Source organism: Bacillus cereus group sp. N12, assembly GCF_016483575.1.
Classification (GTDB): domain Bacteria; phylum Bacillota; class Bacilli; order Bacillales; family Bacillaceae_G; genus Bacillus_A; species Bacillus_A toyonensis.
The window spans coordinates 18,550-45,080 of record NZ_JAEHBO010000044.1; the positions used below are offsets into that span (position 1 = coordinate 18,550).

Consider the following 26,531-nt stretch of genomic DNA (forward strand, 5'->3'; position numbering starts at 1 on the left):
TTTTATGTTAAACAGTAGGAGACTCGTTAGATACAAAGACGTCTTCATTGTTTTGGTTAGTACTTATAACAAATTTGTGTTGCAATAGTTGTAGTTTAAATAATGCTAAAGGATCATGATAAGTTTCTGGGTTGCTTCTTAGCGTTGCTAATGTTTGTTCGTCTTCTTGTATTTCAAGTTGAGCGGCTTCTACATTTTGTTTCAATACGCTAAGTGGATCTTTAAAGAACATCATGATATCACGCTCTAGTGCACCTTCAAATACTTCAAATTGAAGGAAGAATTGTTTTGAAATTGTTTGGGCAATTTCTGTATAGTCTTCCGTTTCAATATATTGTTTATATTTGTTTGCGAGCATAGATTGGTTTTTTTGCATATTACCAAATAATTTTCCGGCACTCTTTAAGAAAAATTGTGTCGGTGTGAAGCGTAATAAAATGTTGATGTTCGTTACTGTAATTCTATTTGTCATTCGTACGACATCTCGATGCCAATCATCTAGTAATTTGAAATCGCAAGGAAGTTTCATACGTTCTTCTTTATATAATTTATTGAACGTTTCACTCATTTCATCTAAATAAGCTTGAGCTTGAATAAATTCATTATGTGCTGTTTCAATCCAGTCTTGAATAGACCCAGTAAATTTAGGAAGAAGCACTTGTTGTACATGTTTGTCAATTCGTTCGTTCATCGCAGCATTTAATTCTTCATGAACTAATTTGAAATCACTATCTTCTTGAACAAGGTCAGAACAGCTCTGTAATAATTCAGGAATTTGAGAATGTATATCTTGTGTAATTTCTTCTTTCGTTAAAAGATAAGATTCTGTAATAGAACGGATTTTGTCTTTTTCAAGAGCAGTAAGATTGTTAATAAATCCATTAAGTTTTACAGATATATGTTTATTCCAGCGTACTGATTTCACTAATGTATGTTCTAATTCTACACGTTCATTTACAAGGTAAGCGATTGTCTTTTGAGTAAACCATATTAGCTTTTCTATACGTTCTTTCTCTATGTCACGTTCTGCAAGATTAGAGAGAATGGACTCTGTTACATCCCCAAGTTGCTGGCTACTCTCTTGGGAAGGAGAGTACGGGAAGAATTTTGCATTTGGGAAATGGACTGTAAGTTTACTAATTAGATTTTCATTGGTAGTCGTATTATTTGTGTGTAATACGAAATGAATTTGTAAGTTTGGCACTTGTTCACGTAAATAAAGTAATGTATCAAGTTCTTCGCCATGTAATGGTGAGGCAGAATTTAATATGTAAATAAGGCTCTCTGCTGCCTGTAAGTATTCAAAGTATGAGCTGTTTTTATCCAATTGTCCTTGAACAGATGGTGTAACAAGAAATGCAAACTTATTTTTTCTTAAAAATCTACTTGGTAACTTAATTTCTATACATTTTTTCTCAAGTTCTGACTGGGAAGATGTATCCATTATTTGATGGACTTCATCAAAGTTCGAGATGTTTTTTACATCTAGATCATTGAATTCCGTTATTGCAGTTTGACTATCGTCTTTAAATAGAATAGGAGCTGTTAAAGTCTCAGTTAAGATGTTCTCTCCTAATATTGAATTAACGAATGACGCTTTATCATGGTCACTTGTTCCAGCTATTAGTAGTTTATTAACATGTAAATCACATAGTTCATGGACGAGTAGCGTAAATTGATGACTTAAATCTACATCATTTTTCTCGGCCCATTCAGCAATTGTTTCGAATAGATGAGAAACGGTTTCCATATCTACATTTGTTTCAGCTGATGAATTAGAAAGTAAGGCTCCAGCACTTTTTACGAGTAATGATTCTAAAGTTGTAGGTGCAACTTCATTCCATGCTAATACGGCGGCAGAAACAAGTAAGGAATCCTTTGCTTTTGTTAAACTAAACCAATTTGTTAATAAATCAGGAACAAGACCGTTTAATTCATGCATAAAATGATCGCCAGTAATTAATGCAAAGTATGTTTCTTGGTAGCGGATAGAAATTTCATTCCAATTGTCATTGTTATCTGTTTCAATATGTAAAAATAAATGATTCATGCTTTGGATCCAAGAAAGGTATAATGGTTCATTTTGATAGCTGTTCCAAAGGGCAATAACAAACTCTTTAAATTGGACTTGGTCAATTGCATATAAAGCTTTTAAAGAATCATAGAAATATTCTGGTTTGATTTGTTTAGTAAATCCTTGGTTTACGTAATGGATTAAAGTATCGAACCAATGTAATGACTTTGTTCGAATTCCCTCTTGAACTGCAAGTTCGATAGCGTTGTTCCAATCTTCTTGTTTTTCATAGAAAGAACGTGCGATTGCAGTAATATTCGGATAGTCTGGTTGAAATGCCACAGCTTCACTAATCGTCTTAAAAGCTAATCCTAAACGATCTTGCTCGATATAAAGAGAAAGAAGTTGCAAGGAAACTTCCATCGTAAGAGTTGTACCTTCAGTTTGAATAGATTGATAAATTTCTTCTGCTTTTGGTAAGAATCCGAGTTCAAAATAGGCATCAGCAATATTTTTGGTTGCCCAAAGTTCAAGGTCGTTATTTACTTTCTCCCACTTAAATATGGCTGCTTCAAAATCTTTATTTTGATAATAAAATTCACCTTGAGCAAAGCGAATATTAGAAATGTTGGAGAATTCATTTTTAGATTCATTTATGTATGCTTCACCGAGTACTTCCGATACTGGAGTAGAAATTTCTTCTGTTAAAAATGTTTTATAGTAAACTTTTTGGATAAATTGATTTTCAATGGTCATGTTCGTTCCCCCCTGTATAATTTAGAAAAATGATGTTGTATGTAAAAGGGTACATGTTTTTTAATAGATAGAAGTTGTATTATATAGACCAAACTATGTTTTTGCTAGATGTATCATTTTTCTTGAGAGTTAAACCGTTGCGAAAAGTAGCTTTCCTTTATTGTAACAAAAAAACAAGCATATGAATTTTTATTTTTTAATCCTGATTGGTGTGGGCTAATAATCAGTGGAGATAGACAAAATACCCACTGATTAAAGTTTCACTTGATCGCTGTTAAAAGAATGGGTAGAAGTAGAGTTCATTATAAAAACAATGTATAGTGAATATGTATACCATGTTTGTCTTAAAGAGAGAACGGGCAAAATGTGGAATAACGATCGTGCATAGGATGTGTCTTCCGAATGGAACAACATATTGGCGAGTTAATCGCGCATTATGGGTATTTTGGAATTATTATAGCATTGGCTGGTGGGATTGTCGGATTACCGATACCAGACGAGTTTTTATTGACCTTTGTTGGTTATAATGTTTCAAAAGGCGTTATGTCAGGAACTGCTGCTTTTTCAAGTGGGATGGCGGGTGCGATGTTAGGTATTACATTAAGTTACATATTAGGTTTAAAACTCGGTCTGCCTGTTTTAAAAAAATATGGGCCGAAAGTTAGAATTAAAGAACATCACATTGAAAAAACACATGTTTTATTTGAAAAATACGGTCCATTTCTTTTAATGATTGGTTACTTTATACCAGGAGTACGTCATTTAACAGCATATTTTGCTGGGGTTTCGAATTTAACATTTTGGCGTTTTTGCTTGTACGCTTACGGTGGTGCGCTCATTTGGATAAGTGTTTTTATCGGACTTGGCTGGAAATTAGGAGAGAAGTGGCGATTTGTCGAGTATAGTTTACATCATTATGGAATATGGATTTTAATCATTTCAGCAGTTGTTACATGCATTGTATGGTTTTACATAAAGAAAAAGAAAAACCGCTAATAGCGGTTTTTTTAGCTGAAAGCAATAAATAGTACACCAGCTGTAATAAAGACTACACCGATACCAGTCATAAAGTTTAACTTTTCACCGAGTATAATCATCGCAAGAATAATAGAAAACACTACACTTAATTTATCGATAGGGGCTACTTGAGAGACCTTTCCTGTTTTTAAGGCAAGAAAATAAAATAGCCATGACGAAGCACCTGCAACCCCACTTAATGTGATAAATAGCAGTGCTTTTTTATTTAGCAGTACGTCGCCGATATTTTGAAATTTACCTTGTATAATAATAACGCCTATCATAAATAATGCCATAATAATAGAACGAACTGTCGTAGCAACATTGGCATCGATTCCATCTAAACCAATCTTTCCAAAAATAGATACAAGGGCAGCAGCAATTGCTGATAATAGTGCGAATAATAGCCATGAGCTCATAGTAAAATTCCTCCAATCTTACATTATTATACATGAAAATCATTCTCATGTATTAATAACGAAATAATCCCCACCTTATATTTTTAATAAGGTGGGGATTATTATACTACTCTGCAATTTCCTCATATAAAAAGTAAGTTACATTATAAATATGTTCTACTTCATCGTCTGTCATAAACAATAATTCGTCACGCTCAATTCCTTTTTTCTTTTCAATAAACTCAATCATGTTTTTACGTTCTTCTCTTTTCATCAATTTTATTTCTCCTCTCAGTCTGTTTTAATACAGTTTATTTAAGTTACTGCTATTATATAACAGAATCTTTAGAAAGTTCCACCTATTTTATTGTTTTTTTCAGAAGAACTTTTCGACAAAACAAGCCCACCTAAGGGGGGCTTGTTTTATTTTATAGTCGTAAAAACTCGGGCTCCGTCGTACCTGCACCATCGATGTAATAAATTGTGTCAGGATTGATTTTTATTAATACGTAATTAGGGTCTTCAGGACCAAGTAACCAGCGTTTTAAGCTATTATTCCAAAACTTGTTTTTTAATGTTGAGTCTTCCTCGATTGAAGCTAAGCCTTCAACTTCTATATAATCTTCATCTAATTTTTTTCCTTCTCGTCCAAGCAGTACATGTACATTTGGATTGTTTTCGATATCTGTTATCTTTTTTGATTGTCGATCTGTTGCAACGTATAGTACAAAATCTTCATGGAAAAACATCATAAAAGCGCTGTGTGGCTTCTCATTACGTACAGTAGATAACACACCTGTTCTTTGTCCTTGAATAATCGTTGCAATTTTTTCTTTTAAGTGCATACTTTTAACCTCTTTTCATAATTTATAATTTTCTCCGTTTAAACAAGATAAATTAAATATCTTTCATACTGTTTTCTTCAATCTGATTTTTTAAACGTAATTGTGATGAAATCGGACAAGTTAGGAGAAGAATAATATTAATGATGAGGAGAAATACATACGATGGAAGGATGGAAAGCATGTTTAATAAAATATTTCTTATAGTAGCGCTTATAGGTGTACCACTTTCTGTACTCGGAAAAACAATGCATTGGCCTCAAACGATTATGTTTGCTGTATATTGCATTACAATTATCGCATTAGCGGGGTTTATGGGGAGAGCAACAGAAAGTTTGGCAATTGTTTCTGGACCTCGAATAGGTGGATTATTAAATGCAACTTTCGGTAATGCCGTTGAACTTATCATTTCAATTTTCGCACTTCAGGCAGGATTAATTGAAGTTGTGTTAGCTTCGTTAACGGGTTCTGTACTTGGAAATTTACTATTAGTAGGAGGGCTGTCCTTTTTTATAGGTGGATTAAAATATAAAAGACAAAGCTTTAATGTTTACGACGCAAGACATAATTCAGCTTTATTAATTTTTGCTGTTGTCGTAGCCTTTGTTATTCCAGAAATTTTTTCAATGAAGATGGATGCGGGAAAGACGTATCAATTAAGTATTGGCGTATCTATTATTATGATTATTATGTACCTTGCTGCATTGCTATTTAAGTTAGTTACGCACCGTGGTGTATATCAACATAAAAGTGACGAAGTAGCGCATGAAGAAGAGCCAGAGTGGTCGAAAGGTAAAGCACTCCTTATTTTAGCGATAGCGACGATTGCAGTAGCTTATGTGTCGGAGGCTCTCGTGCATACATTTGAGACGGTTGCGAAGTCATTTGGCTGGTCAGAGTTATTTATAGGGGTTATTATCGTTGCAATTGTTGGAAATGCAGCGGAACATGCATCTGCAATTATTATGGCTTATAAAAATAAAGTAAATATTGCAGTTGAAATTGCAGTAGGTTCTACATTACAAATTGCGATGTTTGTTGCTCCTGTATTAGTATTGCTTTCTATGTTTTTTGTACAAAGGATGCCTTTAGTGTTTACAATACCAGAACTTGTGTCCATGATTACAGCTGTTTTCTTAACGATTGCAATCTCCAATGATGGGGATACAAACTGGTTTGAAGGAGGCACGTTATTAGCTGCGTACGTCATTATGGGAATTGGTTTTTATTTATTATGAAAAATAGGCATAACAATTGTGCTCAGAGAAAACAATAAACAAAGTAGTATATATACCTTTATGTAGGAAGGAGCCAGACAGGTGAAACGAGTATACAGCATATGTCTTTCAGCCATGGTCTCGTTTATTTTATTATTTCCTAACAGTAGTTTTGCAAAGACAACGGTAGAAACAAAAATGCCTTCATCTGTTTTAAATATTTCAAAAGACAATACGTTTCCAAACGATGCGCAAGATTTGCCGCGCTTGCAGCCTAGTAAATTTGCTCAAGAACTATTGAAAACAGCAAATATTAAAATTGAAAATCCGGACTTAATTCGGATGTTTAATGAAACGACAATTTCAAATGCACCGCTTGCAGTAGGGTACCGCGCGAAAATTTATTTAGGTCAATGGGCTTTAAATTATGAATCGGTAGATACATCGATTAATTGGGAATATAAACAAGTGAATCGTAATGTGTACGATAATCGAGGAGGAGATCGCTTATATCCACTTCGTTATAAGCAAGAAACTCAAAAGACGATTGAAGGCGATTTAACAGCAGATATGAAAGATGCTACAGATGTGAAAAAAATGATGCTGCTAAAAGCGCTTGAAAAAGTACAGTTGCCACTTTCATTTAAAACGACCATTGGTTATGGTACAGGACATGAGCGTGTGTATAATATTAGTCCGAGTCAACTTGGATATTTATATGCTTATACGCCAGCAGTAAATGAAAAAGGAAAAGTAACGTTTGGAGAAGTGTACCTTGTTTTAAAAGGAAATCAAAAAAGACTTGTTGTAAAAAATGTTACCTCTCAAGGAATTGGAGCAGCTATTCCAATTCATGATCATTTGTTTTTTAAATTTATTTCCTCGTCGCATGCGCAATGAAATAAAAAAACGTCAGCCCATATAAGCTGACGTTTTTATTTATAACATAAGGTTTGATTTTTTTGATAAGAAATTTTCTGTTGGATAGTAGCTGTTCTTTACAAGAACATTCGGTCCAAGACATTTCACCGCAGGGCAATGACAGCTTAATGATTTTGCTGTTTTTGAAGCGCTCCATTTCTCATATGCTTCTTGTAATGTGTTTGTTTGTATGTTTCCTAGAAGCGGAACATCACCAAAGTCCGTCACAATAATATTTCCATCGAAAATGTTTACATTTAAACGAGAACGGCCATCTGGATCATTACGTACAGTTACATTTTTACTTTCATGTAATTTCTTAAATGTAGCTAAATCGCGTTCATCATCACTACATGCATAGAAAGGTAATGTTCCAAATAACATCCATACATTTTCGTCACGAATTTCTAATAAATGTTCAATAGCTTTTCGAATTTCGTCTTTTGTTAAAATTTCAAGTGTGCTAGCGAAGTCACTTGGATACATCGGATGCACTTCATGACGTTTACAACCCATTTCCTCAACGATTTGACGATGAATATGTTCAATGTGTGGTAGAGTTCTTTTGTTTAACATCGTTTCGGCTGATACGAGTACACCTGCATCGGATAGAGCTTTACTATTGGTAATCATTCGTTCGAATAATTTTGCACGTTGTTCATAAGTAGGTTTACGCTCCATCATTGCAAATCCGCCTTCAACGAAGTCATCAATTGTTCCCCAGTTATGAGAAATATGCAGCACATCTAAATAAGGAATAATTTGTTCGTAACGTGCTAAATCTATAGTTAAGTTTGAGTTGATTTGAGTGCGAACGCCTCGTTCATGAGCGTATTTTAAGAGTGGTGTTACATAGTTGTCGACGGATTTCTTTGAAAGCATAGGTTCTCCGCCAGTAATACTTAAAGAACGTAAATGAGGAATCTCATCTAATCGTTTTAATAAAAGCTCCATCGGAAGCGGATTTGGATCTTTCGGCTGTAATGTGTAACCAACAGCACAATGCTCGCAACGCATATTGCATAACGTTGTCGTTGTAAACTCAACGTTTGTTAATAGTAGTTTGCCGTACTCTTCAAGGTCCATATACGCTTCCCATGGATCGTAAGAAGGAGTAATCGGCTTCATTTTTTGTGATATCGTCATATGAAATACTCCTTTGACTATTGAAATAACAATTTGTCCATTCTCTATAATAGAAGAATATGTACTTTTTATAAAGTGAAACTTTTTAGCGGAAAAAGAGAGAGGGCTTACATTATAGCGGATAATCGTGACAAAATTGATGAAATTTCATGCCCATAGCAATCATTTTTGCGGTATAATAAAAGTAACTCGAATTAAAAGGAGAGTGCCTTCATGGGAAAAGCAATTCAAGATAAAGATACACAATTAGTATATTTAAAAGAGCGTTTAAATATGTTCATTGAAGTAATTGATACAATTGAACCTGAAGAAGTAGAGTTAGAAGATGTAGATCGTCTTCTTGCGATGTTAGATGAATTAGAATTAAAATGTGAGCAATTTAAAAAAGACGAATAATATATTAAAAAGGCTGCCAATACAAAATTGGTAGCCTTTTTCTGTACGGATAATAGAAGGAATATAGAAAAAAAGGTATAATCAAGTTGTGAAAAATCTCATTTATACTTTAATAGCATGAAATAAAGTGAAACTTTAATCAGTGGGGAAGTTTATTCCCCACTGATTATTAGCCTTCACCAATCGGGCGTTTACGGGCAGCAGGGCTCCAACCTAACTTCTTTGCTCTAGTCAAATTTCGAGGTGGGAGTCTTACTGCCCGTTCATGCGGGATAAATAAAGGGCTGAAGAGTATAACGATGGAATTTTCATCTCGTAACGTTTTGGTAGCGTTCACAATTGAGGGGGAAGTAACAATGGAAAAGCTTCAAGAAAGTATGTATCAACTAGTTGTTGAAACGTCAACGAACTTACCGAAAGATGTTCGTCGTGCGATTCAACAAGCGAAAGAGCGAGAAAACGCAGGGACTCGTTCAGCGATGGCACTTGGCACAATTACGAATAACATTAAAATGGCAGATGATAACATCTCGCCGATTTGCCAAGATACAGGGATGCCAACTTTTAAAATTTATACACCAGTTGGTGTGAATCAATTAAAACTGAAGGAAGCTATCTATAGTGCACTTGAGCGGGCGACAAAAGATGGTAAACTTCGTCCCAACTCTGTTGATTCTCTTTTTGGAGACAATAGTGGAAACAATTTAGGACCAGGTACACCAGTTATTAAGTTTGAGCAATGGGAAAAAGATTATATTGATGCACGTTTAATTTTAAAGGGCGGCGGTTGTGAGAATAAAAATATTCAATATAGCTTACCGTGTGAATTAGAAGGACTTGGACGCGCAGGCCGTGATTTAGAAGGAATTCGTAAATGCCTTCTTCATGCTGTATATCAAGCACAAGGTCAAGGATGTAGTGCAGGTGTAATTGGTGTTGGTATCGGGGGAGACCGAACATCAGGTTACGAATTAGCGAAAAATCAATTATTCCGTACATTAGATGACATCAATCCTGTACCAGAGTTACAAAAACTTGAAGAATACGTATTAGAAAATGCGAATAAGCTTGGCATTGGTACGATGGGATTCGGCGGAGAAACAACTTTACTTGGTTGTAAAATTGGCGTATATAATCGCCTGCCAGCTAGCTTCTACGTATCTGTTGCGTATAATTGTTGGGCATATCGCCGCCTTGGTGTAAAAATCCATCCTGAAACAGGAGAAATTATGGATTGGCTATATCAAGAAGGCGACGATACACTGGAGCAAGAAGTGCAAGAAAAAACAGAGCAACGTGAAATTGTATTGCAAGCACCAATTACAGAAGAGCAAATTCGTGAACTTCGCGTTGGTGATGTTGTAACAATTAATGGCATGATGTATACAGGTCGTGATGCAATCCATAAACATTTAATGGATAACGATTGTCCAGTAGACTTAAATGGACAAGTTATTTATCACTGTGGTCCAGTTGTAGTGAAAGACGAGAATGACAATTGGCAAATTAAAGCAGCAGGACCAACGACAAGTATTCGTGAAGAACCATACCAAGGGGATATTATGAAGAAATTTGGTATTCGTGCTGTAATTGGTAAAGGCGGCATGGGTGCAAAAACATTAGCAGCATTAGAAGAACACGGCGGCGTGTACTTAAACGCAATTGGCGGTGCTGCGCAATATTATGCGGAATGTATTAAAGAAGTGAAAGATGTTGATTTCTTACAATTTGGTATTCCAGAAGCAATGTGGCATTTACGAATTGAAGGTTTTAAAGCCGTTGTAACGATGGACTCTCATGGCAATAGTTTGCATGCCGATGTTGATAAAACATCGCTTGAAAAATTAGCGAGCTTTAAAGAGCCAGTATTTAAGTAAACAAAAATGCACCTCGAATGATTCGAGGTGCATTTTTTTGGTATATATAGAAAAACATGTTCAGCATGAAAGAAAGCAGGGAAACAGAAACTACAGGTACGATTATATATGGAAAGGAGACTATTTATGAAATATAAATGGTTATATATAGGTCTCATTCTTTCAATTATGATGGCACTTGTTCCAGTTTCAACATTGGCTTATACAAACACTCCACATAACTGGGGAATTCCGCGTCCTAAAAATGAAACAGTACCAGATGCAGGGAAACTTTATACAGAATTGCTACAAAAAAATGGCGGATTTTATTTAGGGGATACGAAGAAAAAAGATATTTATTTAACATTTGATAATGGATATGAAAATGGTTATACAGGACAAATTTTAGATGTATTAAAAGAGAAGAAGGTACCAGCCACGTTCTTTGTAACAGGGCATTATATTAAAACTCAAAAAGATTTGTTGTTACGAATGAAAAATGAAGGGCATATTATTGGGAATCATTCTTGGAGTCACCCAGATTTTACAGCAGTAAACGATGCAAAACTTCGTGAAGAATTAACGAGTGTAACAGAGGAAATAAAAAAAGTAACAGGGCAAAAAGAAGTGAAATATGTACGTCCTCCGCGCGGCGTATTTAGTGAAAGAACATTAGCTCTTACGAAAGAAATGGGCTACTATAATGTATTTTGGTCACTTGCATTTCTTGATTGGAAAGTGGATCAGCAAAGAGGGTGGCAATATGCGCATAACAATGTAATGACGATGATTCATCCAGGATCTGTTTTATTACTTCATGCAATATCAAAAGATAATGCAGAAGCACTTGCGAAAATCATTGATGATTTGCGCGAGAAAGGGTATCATTTTAAAAGTCTAGATGACTTAGTGAAAAGCAATCAACCGTAAGCATGTATGCTTGCGGTTTTCTCATGCTATAATGATGTGTAAAAAGGATGGGGAAACGTATGTGGAGCGAACATGTTACGTTAGAGTATCCGTATCATTTTGAAGAAGTATTAAAACGTTTATCTTTTGATCCTCTCAACGTCATTCAATTAGATGAGAAAGTCATTTATGTCCCGCTTTGTATAGACGAGGAACAGGTTGTTGTTCGCTTGCAAGGGATTGGTACTGTTCAAAATCCACAGTTTTGGATTTCTAGTCAGACAGGAGATCCGGAGAAAGTCATGAAACGAATGAGGGCCATTTTTCATTGGAATGAACCGTTTCAAGATATACAAAATCATTTTTTAAACACATCATTACGTCCACTATTTGAAACATATGCTTATACTCCAATTATTTTAGAATTTGATTATTTTGCTTGTCTTCTTCGCTGTATCATTCACCAACAAATAAATTTGAAATTTGCTACTGTGCTAACAGAACAATTTGTGAAACGGTATGGAACAGAGAAGAACGGTGTATTCTTTTTCCCCACTCCGGAAATAGTAGCAAATATTTCAATAGAAGAATTGAGAGAGCAGAAGTTTAGTCAGCGAAAGGCTGAATATATAGTAGGATTAGCAGAACGTATTGCCCGTGGTACATTAGATTTAGCGAGTATAGAAACTGGGACGGAAGAAGAAGTTTCAGCACAATTGTTGCCAATTAGGGGAATTGGTGCATGGACAGTGCAAAACTTTTTAATGTTTGGGCTTGGGCGGAAAAATATGTTTCCGAAAGCGGACATTGGGATTCAGCGTGCAGTGCAAGGTGTATTTCAATTAGATGATAAACCTGATGATGCATTTTTAGAAAACGTGAAACAAGAGTGTGAACCATACTGCAGTTATGCAGCGTTATATTTATGGAAAAGTATAGAGTAGAGGTGTAATCATGATACAAAAGCAACATGAGAGTAAGTTGGAAGTTGGTCAAACGTTTCCTGTGACAATTAAACGTCTTGGGATTAACGGAGAAGGCGTTGGTTATTTTAAGAGACAAGTTGTTTTCATTCCAGGGGCATTACCAGGAGAAGAAGTCGTTGCTGAGACAACGAAAATTCAGCGTGGCTTCGCTGAAGCGAAAGTGAAAAAGGTTCGTAAAGCTTCACCACATCGTGTGAAAGCGCCATGTCCAGTATATGAGGAGTGCGGTGGCTGTCAGCTACAACATTTAGATTATAAAGAACAATTAAATCAAAAACGTGATATCGTTGTACAAGCATTTGAGAAGTACATGAATAACACTTTGGAAGAGAAAATTCGTCCGACGCTTGGTATGGAAAATCCATGGCATTATCGTAATAAGAGTCAATTACAAGTGGGGCGTAAAGACGAGAAAGTTATTACAGGGTTATATAAACAAAACTCACATCAGTTAATTGATATTGCCCATTGTATGATTCAACATAAAGCAACGAATGAAGCGACAAAAGTTGTAAGACGTATATTAGAAAAACTAAATGTTTCTATTTACAATGAGAAAAAACAAAAAGGTTTAGTACGCACAATTGTAACACGTACTGCAGTTCAAACAGGGGAAGTACAAGTTACACTTATTACAACAAAAGAAGAACTGCCAAATAAAGAACAATTTATTGCAGAAGTACAAAAACAGATGCCAGCTGTTAAATCAATTATGCAAAACGTAAACTGGCGTAAAACATCTGTTATTTTTGGCGACAAAACATTTAAATTAGCTGGAAAAGAAGTAATTCAAGAAACACTTGGTGATTTATCATTTGAATTATCAGCACGTGCATTCTTCCAACTGAATCCAGAGCAAACGGTTGTTTTATATGATGAAGCGAAAAAAGCAGCTGCTTTAACAGGGAATGAGAAAATTGTAGATGCGTACTGTGGTGTTGGTACAATTGGTCTTTGGCTTGCGAATGATGCAGCGGAAGTACGTGGTATGGATGTAATTCCAGAAGCGATTGCAGACGCAAGAAAAAATGCGAAACGTCACGGATTTACAAACACGAAGTATGAAGCAGGTAAAGCTGAACAATGGTTACCAAAGTGGGTAAAAGAAGGATGGCGTCCAGATGTAATTGTTGTCGATCCACCACGTACAGGTTGCGATGATAAATTATTGGAAACAATTTTAAAAGTACAGCCGAAACGAGTTGTGTACGTATCTTGTAATCCTTCATCGTTAGCACGTGATGTGAATGCATTAATGAAGAGTTATGAAGTGGAATATGTGCAGCCAGTTGATATGTTCCCGCATACAGCTCATGTAGAAAATGTAGTAAGACTTGTTAAAAAATAAAGTTTATTCATATTCCCTCACGATATGAGGGAATATTTTCTATGAAGGAGAATACTATGCATAATTATAAATTAACGATTCAGTATGACGGTGCGCGTTATAAAGGGTGGCAACGTCTCGGTAATAATGATAATACGATTCAAGGGAAAATTGAGAGTGTCATATCTGAAATGGTCGGGAAAGAAATTGAAATTATCGGCTGTAGTAGAACGGATGCTGGTGTACACGCTTTGAATCAAGTGGCTAACTTTAAGAGTGATGAGAAGTTAGTGGAACATAAAGTGAAAAAGTATTTAAATCAATATTTACCAAATGATATTAGTATTACAAATGTAGAAGAAGTGCCAGATCGTTTCCATGCTCGTTACAACTCTAAGGCGAAAACATATCTTTATAAGATTTGGAATGAAGAGCACACGAACCCATTCATGCGTAAACACAGCATGCACGTGAATAAAAAATTAAATGTGGAAAGCATGAAAAAAGCTGCGAAACATTTAGTTGGTTCACATGATTTTACTGCTTTTTCAAATGCAAAATCTAAGAAAAAGTCTATGGTTCGAGAAGTATATACGCTTGAGGTTTCTGAAGAGGCAGGATTTGTACAAATTAGAGTAAGTGGTAACGGCTTCCTTCATAATATGGTGCGAAAAATTGTTGGAGCATTAATTGAAGTTGGATTAGGACAATTAGATGCTGAAGCAATTCCGAACATTTTAGAGGAAAAACAGCGCAATCAAATTAATTGTCTTGCTGAGGCAAGTGGTTTGTATTTGGAGAGTGTTGAGTTTTAATCAGTAAAAAATCGAGCTGTGTAGGCTCGATTTTTTTATGTTTTGCTGTTAAGAAGATTTCTCTTTCTTCATACGTATTTTCAAATTCCAAAAAGCAGCAAGCATAATAGCTGCAAAGGAGCCGAAAATTGTTCCTAATAGCTTTGCATAAGGAGAGCTGCTTACATCGGCATTAATGAATAACATCATACAGAGAATAGTAGGGAAAAAGTATAAGTATTGTATTAACTTTAATTTTTTATCATTACTCATATATATCGCCCCTTTCTAGCATGTTATATGTTTAGTGTAACATATTTTACCAATTTTTCCGCGATTGGAGAAAGGTTCATTTCATATGTGTAAATGTAATTTTTTAATTCGATATTGTAAGTTTTGTCTACTCAATCCTAAAAATTTTGCTGCTTGTGAGATATTACCATTATTCTCTTTAAGAATTTGAGTGATGTAGTTCTTTTCTATTTCTTCTATCGTGTGCTTTAAAGTTTTAGGTGTATCAGCATTGTAATTAGTTAGTGAAGGTTGCATATTGAATTCTTTTTTTATTCGTTCGCGAAAGTGAGTGGGTATATGAAACGCTGTAATGATATTTTCATCTTCTATTAAGTTCATTGAACCTTCAATTATATGTTCCAATTCTCGTACGTTTCCGGGCCAATCGTATACATAAAAGAATTCTCTTACATGTACATCTACATCCGTTACGCTGAGCCCGAATTGAATATTGTACTTTTCGATAAAGTGCTGAACAAGAGCTGGAATATCTTCTTTTCGTTCCCGTAAAGGTGGAAGACATAAAGTAACGACGCTTAATCGGTAATATAAATCTTCTCTTAACCGATTGTGTGCAATAGCTTCAAGAGGGTCTTCATTAATAGTTGCTATAATACGAACATCAATTTCTTTTTCTTGTGCACCTCCGATTCTTCGTATTGTTTTTTCTTGTATAGCCCGTAGTAACTTAGCTTGAAGCGTTGGGCTTAATGAGTTGATTTCATCTAACAACAAAGTCCCGCCATTTGCTTCTTCAAATAAACCAGATTTATCTATTGCTCCTGTAAAGGCACCTCGATTCGTACCAAATAATAAGCTTTCCATTAGGGTATCAGGTATAGCTGCACAATTTTGTGAAATAAACGGTTTTGTTGAACGCTGACTTTCATTATGTATACTTTGTGCAAATAGTTCTTTGCCAGTCCCTGTTTCTCCTACAAGAAGTATAGATGAGGATGTACGAATTACCTTCTTTCCTTCTGCAATGATTGATTGAATAGCTCCAGAATCACCAATTATGTGGTCAAAGGTGAATTTAGTATTTTGTTTTCGAGAAGGGCTCATTCTTATCGGTTGCTTTAAGTGACTAATCTCTTTTGAAATTTCAATAGCGCCTTTAATTTTTCCATTTTCTATTATAGGGAAAGTATCGTTAATCGTCGTAATTTCTTGCCCTTTATTGTTAAAATACGTTTGTTTTATATTTTTTTTTGTTTTTCCAAATTTTAATGCCTCTATAAGAGTACTATTTTTATTTTCTTCAAATGCAAATACCTCTAAGGGACTTTTATATAGCACATCTAAGCGGTCCATTGATTCAATTTCCATCATTTTGCGGTTATAGATAATCGTTTTACCTTCCTCATTAATAATATGAATCCCGATATCGAGTTCATTGAGTAAAGCTTCATATAGTGCATTCATTTCAATAATTTGTTTGAAATTAATTTCTTCTGTATGCATGTATCATCTTCTCCTCGTTTCACCCTATGAAGACTGACTTTTTATAATTTTATTAAAATTCTCATAAAATCGCAAAAATTTTTTGCTATTTTCTTTTAAAACTTTTTAAATGATAGAAAAATTTTGCGGTTATGTAGATTTTTTTGTACGAAATCTTAATTTTTATATAGATATTGAGGTTGGTACGTATCTTGCATAAATAATAATTGAAATCTTTAAATGGAAGGAGTGGGTGAATTAGAACTTTTCATAGGGTATGCGACATTTCAGTGCAAATTAATTAAGAGGAGGAATTTATTAAGTGAAGACGGTTATAGAAGGCGTGTATAGTCCTTGTTACGGGAAAGTAGAGAAATTATTTGTTACTGAAAGTTCTTACGTATATGAGTGGGAGAAATTAGCGTTAATTGAAACGATAGATAAACAGAAAGTAGAAATTAAGGTAGGCATCAGTGGTTATATCGAATCTTTAGAAGTGGTAGAAGGACAAGCTATCGCTGATCAAAAACTATTAATAACAGTAAGGGATGACCTTTTAATAACAGGTAGTGATTAATATAAGTGATATGTATTTTGCACTTTTTAATAATTAATTTTACGATGAAGAATTTTAAAAGCGCTTACAATTAATGGGTCTTAAAAAATGAAAAGGGGGGATTTATGTGATGGATCAAAGCCAAGGATTAAAAAGGGAATTGAAAAGTCGGCACATATTTATGATTGCACTCGGAGGGGTTATTGGTACGGGTCTTTTTTTAGGATCTGGTTATACAATTCATGAAGCTGGACCTGGAGGAGCGATTATAGCGTATCTTGTTGGCGGGTTTGTTATGTATTTAACGATGCTCTGTCTAGGAGAGTTAGCGGTTGCAATGCCTGATGCAGGATCTTATCAAACGTATGCAACAAAGCACATTTCGCCTGCAGCGGGTTATGTAGTCGGCTGGATGTCGTGGCTAAACTGGTCTGCTACGATAGGCATTGAATTAATTGCAGTTAGTATTTTGATGAAACGCTGGTTTCCCGATGTACCGTCATGGATTTGGTGTGTAGTGTTCGCAGTACTGCTCTTTGCTATTAATGCGTTATCTTCAAGAAGTTTTGCGGAAGTTGAATTTTGGTTTGCAAGTATTAAAGTAATTACAATCATTGCATTTATTATTTTGGGCGGGGCAGCGATGTTCGGTTTTCTAGATATGAAAGGAAATGAACCAGCACCGATGTTTTCTAGTTTTACTGATTATGGAGGGTTGTTTCCAAATGGATTATCAGCAATTTTAATTACAATGATTGCAGTTAATTTTGCTTTCCAAGGAACAGAACTAGTTGGAATTGCAGCTGGTGAGAGTGAAAATCCAGAGAAAACGATCCCAAAGGCAATTAATAATACAGTTTGGCGCATACTCGTTTTCTTTGTACTATCTATTTTTATTCTTGCAGGACTATTTCCTTGGCAGCAAGCAGGCGTGATAGAAAGTCCATTTGTAGTCGTATTTGATAAAATTGGTATTCCTTATGCGGCTGATATTATAAATTTTGTTATTATTACAGCGGTATTATCGGTTGCGAATTCAGGATTATATGCAACTTCCCGTATGCTATGGTCTATGTCTAATCAAGGAATGATTAGCCCGATTTTTGGTAAGTTATCTAAAAACGGTGTTCCTATTTATGCGTTGATTGTAAGCACGATTGTAGGATGCCTCTCATTATTATCAGGTATTTATGCGGAAGATACAGTTTATTTATGGCTTCTTTCAATTGCAGGGTTCGGAGCAATATTAGTTTGGGCATCGATTGCTTTATCTAACTTATTAGCTAGAAGGACATACGTAAAGCAGGGCGGGGATATTAAGGATTTGAAATTTAAAACACCATTGTATCCATTTGTTCCACTTCTTGCGTTAGTATTAAATTTAACAGTAATTGTTGGCATGGCTTTTATTCCTGAACAAAGAATGGCTTTATATTGTGGTATTCCATTTATGATTGTTTGTTTACTGTTTTATCGCGCTACCAGAAATAAGAGAAGTAGCGTAGAACATATTGAAAAGACAAACACAACTGAATTAGAAAGTTTACCCCGCATTAACGGGCAGTAAAACTCCACTTCAAAATTCGGCTGGAGATAAACTGCCCGTAAACGCCCGATTGGTGAAGGCTAATAATCAGTGGGGGATGAACCTCCCCACTGATTATAGTTTCACTTTATAATAGTGAGTCATTTAGAGACTGTAAAATTGTAAACAGTCTCTTTTTTTGTGAAAATAAAGCTGGAAACATACTACGTATGCAAAGGGGAATTAGCGATGAATCCAGAAATTTCGCAGTTGTTAAAACAAATAGATTCAAGGAAAGAGGAATTGCTCGAACTTACAAAAACATTAATTCGTTTTGAAACACCAGCGCCACCAGCGAGAAATACAAATGAAGCACAAGAATTTGTTGCAGATTTTCTAAGAAAACGAAATTTTAGTATTGATAAATGGGAGGTATATCCGAATGACCCGAACGTTGTTGGTGTAAAAAAAGGGACGGAAAGCGGGACATATAAAAGTCTTATTATTAATGGACATATGGATGTAGCTGAAGTGTCGATAGATGAGGCATGGGAAACAAATCCGTTTGAGCCGTTTATAAAAGACGACTGGTTAGTTGGAAGAGGCGCGGCAGATATGAAAGGTGGATTAGCTGGATCCTTATTTGCTATTCAGCTTTTAGAAGAAGCGGGAATTGAATTGCCGGGTGATCTAATATTTCAATCAGTAATTGGAGAAGAAGTAGGAGAAGCAGGAACACTTCAATGTTGTAAACGTGGTTATGATGCTGATTTTGCAGTCGTAGTGGATACGAGCAATTTACATATGCAAGGACAGGGGGGCGTAATTACTGGATGGATTACTGTGAAAAGCCCGCGAACGTTTCATGATGCAACACGTAGACAAATGATTCATGCCGGAGGACGTCTATTTGGAGCGAGTGCAATTGAAAAAATGATGAAAATTGTGCAAAGCTTACAAGAATTGGAGCGCCACTGGGCAGTCATGAAAACGTATGAAGGCTATCCATCGGGAACAACAACAATTAATCCAGCTGTTATTGAAGGTGGTCGGCATGCAGCGTTTATTGCTGATGAGTGCCGATTGTGGATAACAGTACACTTCTATCCAAACGAAACGCATGAACAAATAATAGAAGAAATAGAAGCGTATATAAGAAAAGTAGCAGCTGCTGATCCATGGTTAAGTGAAAATCCACCGCAATTTAAGTGGGGCGGAGAGTCGATGATTGTGGATCGTGGTGAAATTTTTCCTTCTTTAGAAGTAGATAGTGAACATGTAGCTGTAAAAACTCTTAGTGCGGTACATGAATCTATTTTATCTAAAAATGCAATTTTAGATATGTCTGCAACAGTAACGGATGGTGGGTGGTTTAGTGAATTTCATATCCCAGCCATTATTTATGGGCCAGGTACACTAGAAGAGGCCCATTCTGTAAATGAGAAAGTTGAAGTTGAACAGTTAATTGAATTTACAAAAGTAATAACGACGTTCATATATGAATGGTGTCATACGAAAAAATAGATTTGTATATTGAAATCGTACGGGTCTGCAACTTGTACGATTTTTTAGTGAACTATTTCAGAGTTGAACTTAAACAACAACTGAAATAGTTTTTTATCCCGTTATTCGCCGGGCAGTAAGCCCCCCATCTCAAAATTCAGGGAAAGCAAAGAAGTTAGGTGGGAGATCAACGGCCCATAAAAACCCGATTGGTGAAGGCTAATAATCAGTGGGGGATGAACAAAACCCCTACTGATTAAAGTTTTACTTTATTTTTCTATGTCTTTCGTTTTAGTTCAATTAATTTCTCTTTTGCTAATTCAACAGCAATTGCATCATCTAAATAGCCAATTGGAAAGAGATAGTCGGGTATAATGTCGGTCGATAAAATGAAATACAGTAATGCACCCCCAAGAATTGCACGTTCTTCTTTTGAAATGGTTTCATTACAAAATTGTTGATACATATCTGTTAATTGTTCAATGAAAGGGCCTGCACTATCAATCTGTTCTAACTTGCTCGAAAAACTTTCATGAATACGTTTTTCACCTTCTGTTGTTTGAGCATAGCGTTCATAAGTTTCAAGTTCTTGTTTTACGCGAGTTGTTGTGTAATCGAAGTCGAATAAGTTAGAGGATTGTAAAGTTTGCTGAATTGTATCAAGAGATGTATACATATCCGTCTTTTCTTTATTTATGTGAGGAGAATTAGGATACATTTCATCAAATAACAATTGAGGCGGAACTTGCAGACATTCTGCAAATTTTTGTAGATGTTTTTGTTTTGGTTGTTGTTTACCATTCATAATTCTTGAGATTGTTGCTGGATCAATATCTGTAAGTATTCCTAGTTGGCGCATGGATAAGGCACGTTCTTTTAAAAGCTTTTTGATTAATTTACCAAGCCGATCGTTTGGGTTTTCTTTAGGCATAGTGAAGGCACCCCTTTTTATTGTTGAAAAAATGTTGAGCATTTATTACAAGTATATGAAACAGACAGGCACAGTTGCTCAACATTTTCATAATATGCATTGAGAAGTGAGAAAAAGGGGTGACTGTTTATGAGTACGGCAGGTATATTTTCAATTCTTTTAATCGGAATTGCTTCTAATTTAGATAATGCAGGTGTTGGGATTGCATATGGCATTCGTAAAATTCGTATTTCGTGGTTTAACAATTTTATCATCGCATTTTTTGGTTTTTTATTTACTTTATTAGCTGGTTTTTTGGGGGATTGGATCGCATTATTTATTTCAGAGTTTACAGCAAACCTGATTGGAGCAATTGTTTTAGGGATAATCGGAGTGTTTATTTTATGTCAGCCTTTCTTGAGTAAAAAGGACACCATAGAATCTAAAGATGGTAGTGTACTTTTGGGGATTTTGCGTGATCCAGAAAAAGCAGATTTTGATGGATCGAAAACAATTAGTTTTTCTGAGGCTCTTGTTTTAGGGGTGGCATTATCTATTAATAATATTGCAGGTGGGTTTGATGCTGGAGTAACAAATTTGAATCTGTGGCTTACGGCATGTATTTCTGGGGTGTTTAGTTTCATTTGTATTAGTGGCTTTTCATATATAGGAAAACGATTTTTAGCTGAATACTTAGGGAAATGGGCGACGATAATTGCAGGCGTATTATTAATTCTTATTGGGATAGATCAGTTGTTGTAAACATAGAAAGGCAATGTTCGAGCATTTCCTCGGAAATACTTGAATAAATTTCATATATCGACATCGGATATTTATTTCTTAATAAACATAAAAAGCACCTACAAAGGTGCTTCTTAGCGTATATCTTCAATTAATTGTTCCGATTCTTCGTGCATACTATATTCACTTAAAACTTGGATACAAAGCCATTTTAGTTCCTCAATACTATGCTCAAGTTCTTCAGGGAGTACATGATGAATATCTTCGAGTCCCATTCCGAAATGTATAAGCTCTAGTACTTGATCATCGATGTTTCGATCCATTAATAGTTCAAGTACTTCTAAATTGAATATGTATCGGTGAGCTTCGTCGAGTGAAACAACTTTTAGCTTTAAGCTTTCTACAATACTCAATATAAAAAGAACAATTGTTTTTTCAAGAACAGGTTGTTTCGCCATTTGAAATATTAGTTTCATCTTTTACACCTCCACATATAGCGCTAGGTTGTACTATACTATTCAGGAGGGGGGAGCAAATATGCATAATAAAGAGAAACTTTCAGTACTGTTTTCGTAAGGATATTGATGACCAGTAACAATGAATTTTCCGTAAAAAAATCCTGCTATATTAGCAGGATACCGCCCAATTAAAAAATGCTCCAACCTTCTTGAGCAGAAAGAAGTTCAAGAATTTTAAAACCAGCGATACTATTTCCGTTTGCATCTAAAGCTGGCCCGAAAATGCCGATACCCATCTCGCCTTTTACGCAACCGAAAATACCACCAGCTACACCGCTTTTTGCAGGGATACCAACGCGAATTGCAAATTCACCAGATTCGTTATACATACCGCATGTAACCATAAATGTTTTACAGATTTTCGTAATATGTTTAGGGATAATTTGTTTTTTCTTATATGGATCATATCCGTCCATTGCAAAAATTAAGCCAATACGTGCTAAATCAATACAGTTTACTTCAACTGCACATTGACGAGTGTATAAATCCATAAGTTCCTCAATGTCACAATCGATAATTCCATTTTGTTTCATATAGTAACAAAGTGAACGATTTAAGTAAGCCGTCTCTAATTCTGAATTGGCAACTTTAGAAGAATAATTAATAGTAGGATTATCTGTTATTTCACGTACAAAATGAAGAATGCGCTCCATTTTTTCTTCGTTATCTTGTCCCGCTAACATGCTTGTAATAGCTAATGCTCCCGCATTAATCATTGGATTAAGAGGTTTGGAAGGACTTGTCGTTTCTAACTTAATAATAGAATTGAATGGGTCACCAGTTGGTTCCATTCCAACTTTAGAAAATACATATTCTTCACCGCGATCTAAAAGGGCAAGTGCAAGTGTAATTACTTTGGAAATACTTTGAAGAGTAAATAATGTCTGTGAGTTACCAGCATGGATATATTCTGTTTCTTTATGGAAAATGGCAATCCCTAAATCGTCTGGATTTGCATTTCCTAGTTCGGGGATATAAGTAGCAAGTTTTCCTTTTTTCGTATATGGTTTTACTTGTTCTAACAACTGTTGTAAGTTGTTTGTTTCAATGCACTGCATAGTACCAACGCTCCTATTTCGAATTAACTAAGTTTACTTTTCCCGATATGCTCGGAAATAAATAATAACATGAAAAAGTGGAATGATAAAACGAAAGTTACATGTTCTATAGTGAGTCGTTCGTTCCGACTATGCTATATTGAAAAAGGAGAATTTTCCTTTTATATAACAGTTTGGAAATAGAAAACTTATCCATAAAAAGTTCGGAAATAAAAACTACACATCTATACAACTATATGTTATTATGGTTATGTAAATAGAAAGCGTTTTCTAAGGCGTACTTATAATGATAACGATTTCATAAACTTGATAGGGGGAATTAAAATGTTGCAGTTTTTACAACGTATTGGTAAAGCGCTAATGCTTCCAATTGCCGTACTACCAGCAGCAGGATTATTGCTTCGTTTAGGGCAACCAGATGTATTTGATATTCCTGTTATGGCACAGGCCGGCGCAGCGGTTTTTGATAATTTAGCACTTATTTTTGCAATTGGTATTGCAATCGGTCTTTCAGTTGATGGTAGTGGTGCAGCAGGTCTTGCAGGTGCAATTGGTTATCTGGTTATGAAAAACAGTATTGATGCACTTAGTAAGGGATATTCTACTGTAGAATTACAAGATAAATTAGGTAAAGTTCAAGATTTAATAGGTAATAGCGCAAATATAGATCCATCTAAGCTGGCAGATACAATGACACAAGTATCTAAGGCCGCCGAATTATCGACTAAAGTGGATATGAAAGTTTTAGGTGGTATTATTGTCGGCGTTATAGCAGGATTCCTTTATAATAAATTCCATAAGATTAAACTTCCAGAATGGTTAGGTTTCTTTGCTGGAAAACGTTTCGTTCCGATTGTTACATCGGTTGTGATGCTAATATTAGGAATTCTATTCGCACAAATTTGGCCAGCAATTCAAAATGGCATCGATGCATTGGCTCATGGAATTGTTAATTTAGGTGCAGTTGGTTCAGGTCTATTTGGTTTATTAAACCGTCTATTAATTCCAATTGGCTTACACCATGTAATGAACACATACTTCTGGTTCGTATTTGGTGACTTTACAAATGCAGCAGGTAACGTTGTAAATGGTGATATTGCTCGCTTCCTTGCAGGGGATAAAACAGCAGGTATGTTTATGACTGGTTTCTTCCCAGTTATGATGTTCGGTTTACCAGCAGCATGTTTCGCAATGATTGCAGCTGCTAAACCAGAAAAACGTAAAATGGTTACAGGTATGTTAGGTGGCCTAGCATTGACTTCATTCTTAACTGGTATTACAGAACCGATTGAATTCTCATTCATGTTCCTATCACCAGTATTATATGGTATTCATGCCGTGTTAACAGGTATTTCTTTATTCGTAACAACATCACTTGGCATTCACGATGGTTTCACATTTAGTGCCGGTGCAATTGATTACTTCTTAAACTTTGGTATTGCAACAAAACCAGTATTGCTAGCGGGAATCGGTTTAATTTACGCAGTAATTTACTTTGTAGTATTCTACTTCTTAATTAAGAAGTTTGACTTGAAAACTCCTGGTCGTGAAGATGACGATGAGTTAGTTGAAGAGGGTGATGCACCAGTTGCAGGTTCAATTGGTGAAACTTACGTAGCAGCTTTAGGTGGAAAAGACAACTTAACAGTTATTGATAACTGTGCAACACGTCTACGCTTACAAGTGAAAGATGCTAGTCAAGTAAACGAAGCTGCATTAAAACGTGCGGGTGCGAAAGGTGTTATGAAATTAAGTAACACAAGTGTACAAGTTATCGTAGGTACAAATGTTGAATCTGTTGCCGATGATATGAAAAAACACGTATAAATAATTAAATAAGAGGATATCCAAAAAAACTGATAATATCAGTTTTTAGAGGATATCCTCTTTTTTTATGTTAAAAATTTAACGGGAATCTTACTTTTGTAAATTTTCTTTTTCTTTTTTGTACATATAGGTTGGTTATATGTACAGTGCGTGATAAAGTAGTGATGTTATAGAATAGATTATCCAAAATATAGGTGAAAATTAAAAGTAAATTATCGGTAAATAAGGGGAAAAAGGCAATCATGGATCAGGAAAAAAATAATGCGAATGGGAAAGCACGTCGGCCGATTGTATACATAAAAAGAACAATCATTCTCGTCTTACTATTATCACTTGTATATTTCATGTATACAAAAATTGTTGCGCATAATAAGAAAGAGGAAACTTTAAAAGCGGCAGCAGAAATGAAAAAACAAGAAGAGCTAAAAAAGAAAGAAGAAGAAAAAAAGAAGCAAGAAGCACAAAAACAAAAAGAGCAGGAAGAACAAGTGAAGCAAGCGCAAGCTGTGGAGAAGCCTGCTGAGGAACCACCTCAAGAAATTAATGAAAATGCTCAATTGGATCAATATTTACAGAGCATGGGATTTAGTGGAACAGCTGTTATTGTGAAGAATGGGAAAGTTCTTGTGAATAAAGGATACGGCATGGCTAATAAAGAGAATCAAGTGCCGAATAATTCAGAGACGACCTTTTATATTGGTTCTATTTCAAAAGCGTTTGTAGCGACTGCTATTATGCAATTAAAAGATCAAAATAAGTTACAAGTAGAGGATACAGTTACAAAGTATATTCCAGACTTTCCTCAAGGTAATAGCATACAGTTAAAACATCTATTAACACATACATCAGGAATTCCAGAGTATGAGCAGGGGACAGAGGATATTTCTCATGAAGAATTAATCAAACGAATAGGAAAGCAAAAGCGTATTGGGAGTCCGGGAGAGAAATGGAAGTATTCTGATTCAAACTATTCTATACTTGCTTACATTGCTGAGAAGGTAAGTGGACAGTCGCTCGAAGAATATATAAAACAGCATATTTTTGCGACCGCGGGTATGAAACATTCTGGTTTTGGTACAGCGTTGGAACAAACAAGATTCCCATCAACGGGTTATAAAATAGTGAATAACAATATGACAACACCTAATATTCCGAGCATGTCACAACTATATGGTTGTGGTGATATATATACGAGCGCACATGATTTATATTTATTTAATGAAGCACTCTTCTCTGGAAAATTAATTTCAAAAGAGAGTTATAATCAAATGTTTACTGCTGTGAAAAAAGATTACGGATTTGGCTGGTATGTAGATCCAGGAAGCTATTCAAATCATGGTGTAATGCCAGGTTGGAATTGTTTAAATGGTTTTAGTAAAAATGGTAGTGTATATGTTGTTTTATTATCTAACATTCAAAATAACATTAAATCATTTGGTAAAGTGAATAACGATATTTATACGATGTTACGAAATATTGAAGTGTAAGAGACTGTCTTTTTGAAGTGCACCCCAATTGTTAGACACATAATTAACAATTGGAGGTGCATTTTTTATGGCTAAATTTTCTTCAAAAGA

General features: G+C 35.2%; 25 protein-coding genes. 15 read left to right on the forward strand and 10 right to left on the reverse strand.

The genetic code is table 11. The annotated features are described in order from the left end of the window. Window positions 1-7: 7 nt before the first annotated feature. On the reverse strand, window positions 8-2,770 hold the full coding sequence (locus tag JDS92_RS18900; protein ID WP_000151398.1) for a tetratricopeptide repeat protein: 2,763 nt from the start codon (window positions 2,768-2,770) through the stop codon (window positions 8-10). 402 nt (window positions 2,771-3,172) lie between these two features. Between JDS92_RS18900 and JDS92_RS18905 the strand changes: the two genes are divergently transcribed. After that, window positions 3,173-3,766, forward strand: coding sequence for a DedA family protein (locus JDS92_RS18905; RefSeq protein ID WP_000434868.1), 594 nt, complete (start codon window positions 3,173-3,175; stop codon window positions 3,764-3,766). An 11-nt stretch (window positions 3,767-3,777) separates the two neighbouring features. Here JDS92_RS18905 and JDS92_RS18910 read toward each other — a convergent pair whose 3' ends face one another. The 3 genes from JDS92_RS18910 to JDS92_RS18920 all read right to left on the reverse strand — a co-directional run bounded on the left by JDS92_RS18910 (window position 3,778) and on the right by JDS92_RS18920 (window position 5,030). After that, window positions 3,778-4,206 carry an EamA family transporter gene (locus JDS92_RS18910; protein ID WP_000100302.1) on the reverse strand — a complete coding sequence of 143 codons (429 nt, stop codon included), beginning with the start codon at window positions 4,204-4,206 and terminating at the stop codon, window positions 3,778-3,780. Window positions 4,207-4,312: 106 nt separating this feature from the next. Next, a complete protein-coding gene (locus JDS92_RS18915; protein WP_000817786.1) occupies window positions 4,313-4,459 on the reverse strand; it encodes a BH0509 family protein in 147 nt (48 codons plus the stop codon). A gap of 154 nt (window positions 4,460-4,613) precedes the next feature. Beyond that, the gene (locus tag JDS92_RS18920; RefSeq protein ID WP_000550219.1) at window positions 4,614-5,030 is read right to left on the reverse strand and encodes a pyridoxamine 5'-phosphate oxidase family protein; all 417 of its coding nucleotides are present in this window, start codon (window positions 5,028-5,030) and stop codon (window positions 4,614-4,616) included. Window positions 5,031-5,209: 179 nt separating this feature from the next. On the opposite strand from JDS92_RS18920, the gene cax reads away from it, so the two are divergent. Further along, entirely contained in the window at window positions 5,210-6,265 is a 1,056-nt protein-coding gene (cax, locus tag JDS92_RS18925) for a calcium/proton exchanger (protein ID WP_002093843.1), read from the forward strand. An 81-nt stretch (window positions 6,266-6,346) separates the two neighbouring features. Next, a complete protein-coding gene (locus JDS92_RS18930; protein WP_002093842.1) occupies window positions 6,347-7,144 on the forward strand; it encodes a YfkD famly protein in 798 nt (265 codons plus the stop codon). A gap of 39 nt (window positions 7,145-7,183) precedes the next feature. On the opposite strand, the gene yfkAB is transcribed toward JDS92_RS18930, so the two are convergent. Further along, the gene (yfkAB, locus tag JDS92_RS18935; RefSeq protein WP_000156032.1) at window positions 7,184-8,311 is read right to left on the reverse strand and encodes a radical SAM/CxCxxxxC motif protein YfkAB; all 1,128 of its coding nucleotides are present in this window, start codon (window positions 8,309-8,311) and stop codon (window positions 7,184-7,186) included. Window positions 8,312-8,524: 213 nt separating this feature from the next. On the opposite strand from yfkAB, the gene JDS92_RS18940 reads away from it, so the two are divergent. The 6 genes from JDS92_RS18940 (at window position 8,525) to truA (ending at window position 14,600) form a co-directional block, all read left to right on the forward strand. Then, window positions 8,525-8,707 (forward strand): SE1561 family protein, encoded by a 183-nt coding sequence (locus JDS92_RS18940; protein WP_000513558.1) that lies wholly within the window; start codon window positions 8,525-8,527, stop codon window positions 8,705-8,707. A 356-nt stretch (window positions 8,708-9,063) separates the two neighbouring features. Next, window positions 9,064-10,584 carry a class I fumarate hydratase gene (gene fumA / locus JDS92_RS18945; RefSeq protein WP_000413539.1) on the forward strand — a complete coding sequence of 507 codons (1,521 nt, stop codon included), beginning with the start codon at window positions 9,064-9,066 and terminating at the stop codon, window positions 10,582-10,584. Window positions 10,585-10,710: 126 nt separating this feature from the next. Next, window positions 10,711-11,493, forward strand: coding sequence for a delta-lactam-biosynthetic de-N-acetylase (pdaA, locus tag JDS92_RS18950; RefSeq protein WP_097957055.1), 783 nt, complete (start codon window positions 10,711-10,713; stop codon window positions 11,491-11,493). Window positions 11,494-11,552: 59 nt separating this feature from the next. After that, window positions 11,553-12,416 carry a DNA-3-methyladenine glycosylase family protein gene (locus JDS92_RS18955; RefSeq protein WP_000269448.1) on the forward strand — a complete coding sequence of 288 codons (864 nt, stop codon included), beginning with the start codon at window positions 11,553-11,555 and terminating at the stop codon, window positions 12,414-12,416. Between the two features lie 10 nt (window positions 12,417-12,426). Continuing rightward, the gene (rlmD, locus tag JDS92_RS18960; protein WP_000615220.1) at window positions 12,427-13,806 is read left to right on the forward strand and encodes a 23S rRNA (uracil(1939)-C(5))-methyltransferase RlmD; all 1,380 of its coding nucleotides are present in this window, start codon (window positions 12,427-12,429) and stop codon (window positions 13,804-13,806) included. 56 nt (window positions 13,807-13,862) lie between these two features. After that, window positions 13,863-14,600, forward strand: coding sequence for a tRNA pseudouridine(38-40) synthase TruA (gene truA / locus JDS92_RS18965; protein ID WP_000553127.1), 738 nt, complete (start codon window positions 13,863-13,865; stop codon window positions 14,598-14,600). A 48-nt stretch (window positions 14,601-14,648) separates the two neighbouring features. Here the strand turns inward: truA and JDS92_RS18970 are convergent, their stop codons facing one another. Both JDS92_RS18970 and JDS92_RS18975 read right to left on the reverse strand, forming a co-directional pair. After that, window positions 14,649-14,852, reverse strand: a complete 204-nt coding sequence (locus tag JDS92_RS18970; RefSeq protein WP_000063850.1) for a hypothetical protein — start codon at window positions 14,850-14,852, stop codon at window positions 14,649-14,651. Between the two features lie 81 nt (window positions 14,853-14,933). Next, a complete protein-coding gene (locus JDS92_RS18975) occupies window positions 14,934-16,337 on the reverse strand; it encodes a sigma-54 interaction domain-containing protein (protein ID WP_199632325.1) in 1,404 nt (467 codons plus the stop codon). Window positions 16,338-16,638: 301 nt separating this feature from the next. Between JDS92_RS18975 and JDS92_RS18980 the strand changes: the two genes are divergently transcribed. The 3 genes from JDS92_RS18980 (at window position 16,639) to JDS92_RS18990 (ending at window position 19,921) form a co-directional block, all read left to right on the forward strand. Then, on the forward strand, window positions 16,639-16,893 hold the full coding sequence (locus JDS92_RS18980; RefSeq protein ID WP_000859494.1) for a biotin/lipoyl attachment domain-containing protein: 255 nt from the start codon (window positions 16,639-16,641) through the stop codon (window positions 16,891-16,893). Window positions 16,894-16,999: 106 nt separating this feature from the next. Then, a complete protein-coding gene (locus JDS92_RS18985; RefSeq protein WP_000969264.1) occupies window positions 17,000-18,439 on the forward strand; it encodes an amino acid permease in 1,440 nt (479 codons plus the stop codon). 159 nt (window positions 18,440-18,598) lie between these two features. Next, the gene (locus JDS92_RS18990; RefSeq protein WP_106081024.1) at window positions 18,599-19,921 is read left to right on the forward strand and encodes an acetylornithine deacetylase; all 1,323 of its coding nucleotides are present in this window, start codon (window positions 18,599-18,601) and stop codon (window positions 19,919-19,921) included. A gap of 256 nt (window positions 19,922-20,177) precedes the next feature. Here JDS92_RS18990 and JDS92_RS18995 read toward each other — a convergent pair whose 3' ends face one another. After that, on the reverse strand, window positions 20,178-20,831 hold the full coding sequence (locus JDS92_RS18995) for a DUF1232 domain-containing protein (RefSeq protein ID WP_001123710.1): 654 nt from the start codon (window positions 20,829-20,831) through the stop codon (window positions 20,178-20,180). Window positions 20,832-20,960: 129 nt separating this feature from the next. On the opposite strand from JDS92_RS18995, the gene ytaF reads away from it, so the two are divergent. Then, window positions 20,961-21,572 (forward strand): sporulation membrane protein YtaF, encoded by a 612-nt coding sequence (ytaF, locus tag JDS92_RS19000; RefSeq protein ID WP_199632326.1) that lies wholly within the window; start codon window positions 20,961-20,963, stop codon window positions 21,570-21,572. Between the two features lie 113 nt (window positions 21,573-21,685). On the opposite strand, the gene JDS92_RS19005 is transcribed toward ytaF, so the two are convergent. Both JDS92_RS19005 and glsA read right to left on the reverse strand, forming a co-directional pair. Beyond that, window positions 21,686-22,027 carry a DUF3969 family protein gene (locus JDS92_RS19005; protein WP_000766598.1) on the reverse strand — a complete coding sequence of 114 codons (342 nt, stop codon included), beginning with the start codon at window positions 22,025-22,027 and terminating at the stop codon, window positions 21,686-21,688. 170 nt (window positions 22,028-22,197) lie between these two features. Continuing rightward, window positions 22,198-23,127, reverse strand: a complete 930-nt coding sequence (glsA, locus tag JDS92_RS19010) for a glutaminase A (RefSeq protein ID WP_001149858.1) — start codon at window positions 23,125-23,127, stop codon at window positions 22,198-22,200. Window positions 23,128-23,451: 324 nt separating this feature from the next. On the opposite strand from glsA, the gene nagE reads away from it, so the two are divergent. After that, window positions 23,452-24,954: an N-acetylglucosamine-specific PTS transporter subunit IIBC gene (nagE, locus tag JDS92_RS19015; RefSeq protein WP_000938904.1), complete on the forward strand. Its 1,503-nt coding sequence runs from the start codon at window positions 23,452-23,454 to the stop codon at window positions 24,952-24,954. A gap of 242 nt (window positions 24,955-25,196) precedes the next feature. Beyond that, on the forward strand, window positions 25,197-26,441 hold the full coding sequence (locus JDS92_RS19020) for a serine hydrolase domain-containing protein (protein WP_199632327.1): 1,245 nt from the start codon (window positions 25,197-25,199) through the stop codon (window positions 26,439-26,441). The last annotated feature ends 90 nt before the right edge of the window (window positions 26,442-26,531 follow it).

Excerpts from the sequence above, each read along its gene's own strand:
- yfkAB (WP_000156032.1), bottom strand. The coding sequence starts at position 8,311 with ATGACGATATCACAAAAAATGAAGCCGATTACTCCTTCTTACGATCCA.
- glsA (WP_001149858.1), bottom strand. The coding sequence starts at position 23,127 with ATGCAGTGCATTGAAACAAACAACTTACAACAGTTGTTAGAACAAGTA.
- JDS92_RS18920 (WP_000550219.1), bottom strand. The coding sequence starts at position 5,030 with ATGCACTTAAAAGAAAAAATTGCAACGATTATTCAAGGACAAAGAACA.
- nagE (WP_000938904.1), top strand. The coding sequence starts at position 23,452 with ATGTTGCAGTTTTTACAACGTATTGGTAAAGCGCTAATGCTTCCAATT.
- cax (WP_002093843.1), top strand. The coding sequence starts at position 5,210 with ATGTTTAATAAAATATTTCTTATAGTAGCGCTTATAGGTGTACCACTT.
- JDS92_RS18910 (WP_000100302.1), bottom strand. The coding sequence starts at position 4,206 with ATGAGCTCATGGCTATTATTCGCACTATTATCAGCAATTGCTGCTGCC.
- JDS92_RS18975 (WP_199632325.1), bottom strand. The coding sequence starts at position 16,337 with ATGCATACAGAAGAAATTAATTTCAAACAAATTATTGAAATGAATGCA.
- JDS92_RS18955 (WP_000269448.1), top strand. The coding sequence starts at position 11,553 with ATGTGGAGCGAACATGTTACGTTAGAGTATCCGTATCATTTTGAAGAA.
- JDS92_RS18940 (WP_000513558.1), top strand. The coding sequence starts at position 8,525 with ATGGGAAAAGCAATTCAAGATAAAGATACACAATTAGTATATTTAAAA.
- JDS92_RS19020 (WP_199632327.1), top strand. The coding sequence starts at position 25,197 with ATGGATCAGGAAAAAAATAATGCGAATGGGAAAGCACGTCGGCCGATT.
- JDS92_RS18915 (WP_000817786.1), bottom strand. The coding sequence starts at position 4,459 with ATGAAAAGAGAAGAACGTAAAAACATGATTGAGTTTATTGAAAAGAAA.
- pdaA (WP_097957055.1), top strand. The coding sequence starts at position 10,711 with ATGAAATATAAATGGTTATATATAGGTCTCATTCTTTCAATTATGATG.
- JDS92_RS18905 (WP_000434868.1), top strand. The coding sequence starts at position 3,173 with ATGGAACAACATATTGGCGAGTTAATCGCGCATTATGGGTATTTTGGA.
- JDS92_RS19005 (WP_000766598.1), bottom strand. The coding sequence starts at position 22,027 with ATGAAACTAATATTTCAAATGGCGAAACAACCTGTTCTTGAAAAAACA.
- JDS92_RS18995 (WP_001123710.1), bottom strand. The coding sequence starts at position 20,831 with ATGCCTAAAGAAAACCCAAACGATCGGCTTGGTAAATTAATCAAAAAG.
- JDS92_RS18900 (WP_000151398.1), bottom strand. The coding sequence starts at position 2,770 with ATGACCATTGAAAATCAATTTATCCAAAAAGTTTACTATAAAACATTT.
- truA (WP_000553127.1), top strand. The coding sequence starts at position 13,863 with ATGCATAATTATAAATTAACGATTCAGTATGACGGTGCGCGTTATAAA.
- fumA (WP_000413539.1), top strand. The coding sequence starts at position 9,064 with ATGGAAAAGCTTCAAGAAAGTATGTATCAACTAGTTGTTGAAACGTCA.
- ytaF (WP_199632326.1), top strand. The coding sequence starts at position 20,961 with ATGAGTACGGCAGGTATATTTTCAATTCTTTTAATCGGAATTGCTTCT.
- rlmD (WP_000615220.1), top strand. The coding sequence starts at position 12,427 with ATGATACAAAAGCAACATGAGAGTAAGTTGGAAGTTGGTCAAACGTTT.
- JDS92_RS18970 (WP_000063850.1), bottom strand. The coding sequence starts at position 14,852 with ATGAGTAATGATAAAAAATTAAAGTTAATACAATACTTATACTTTTTC.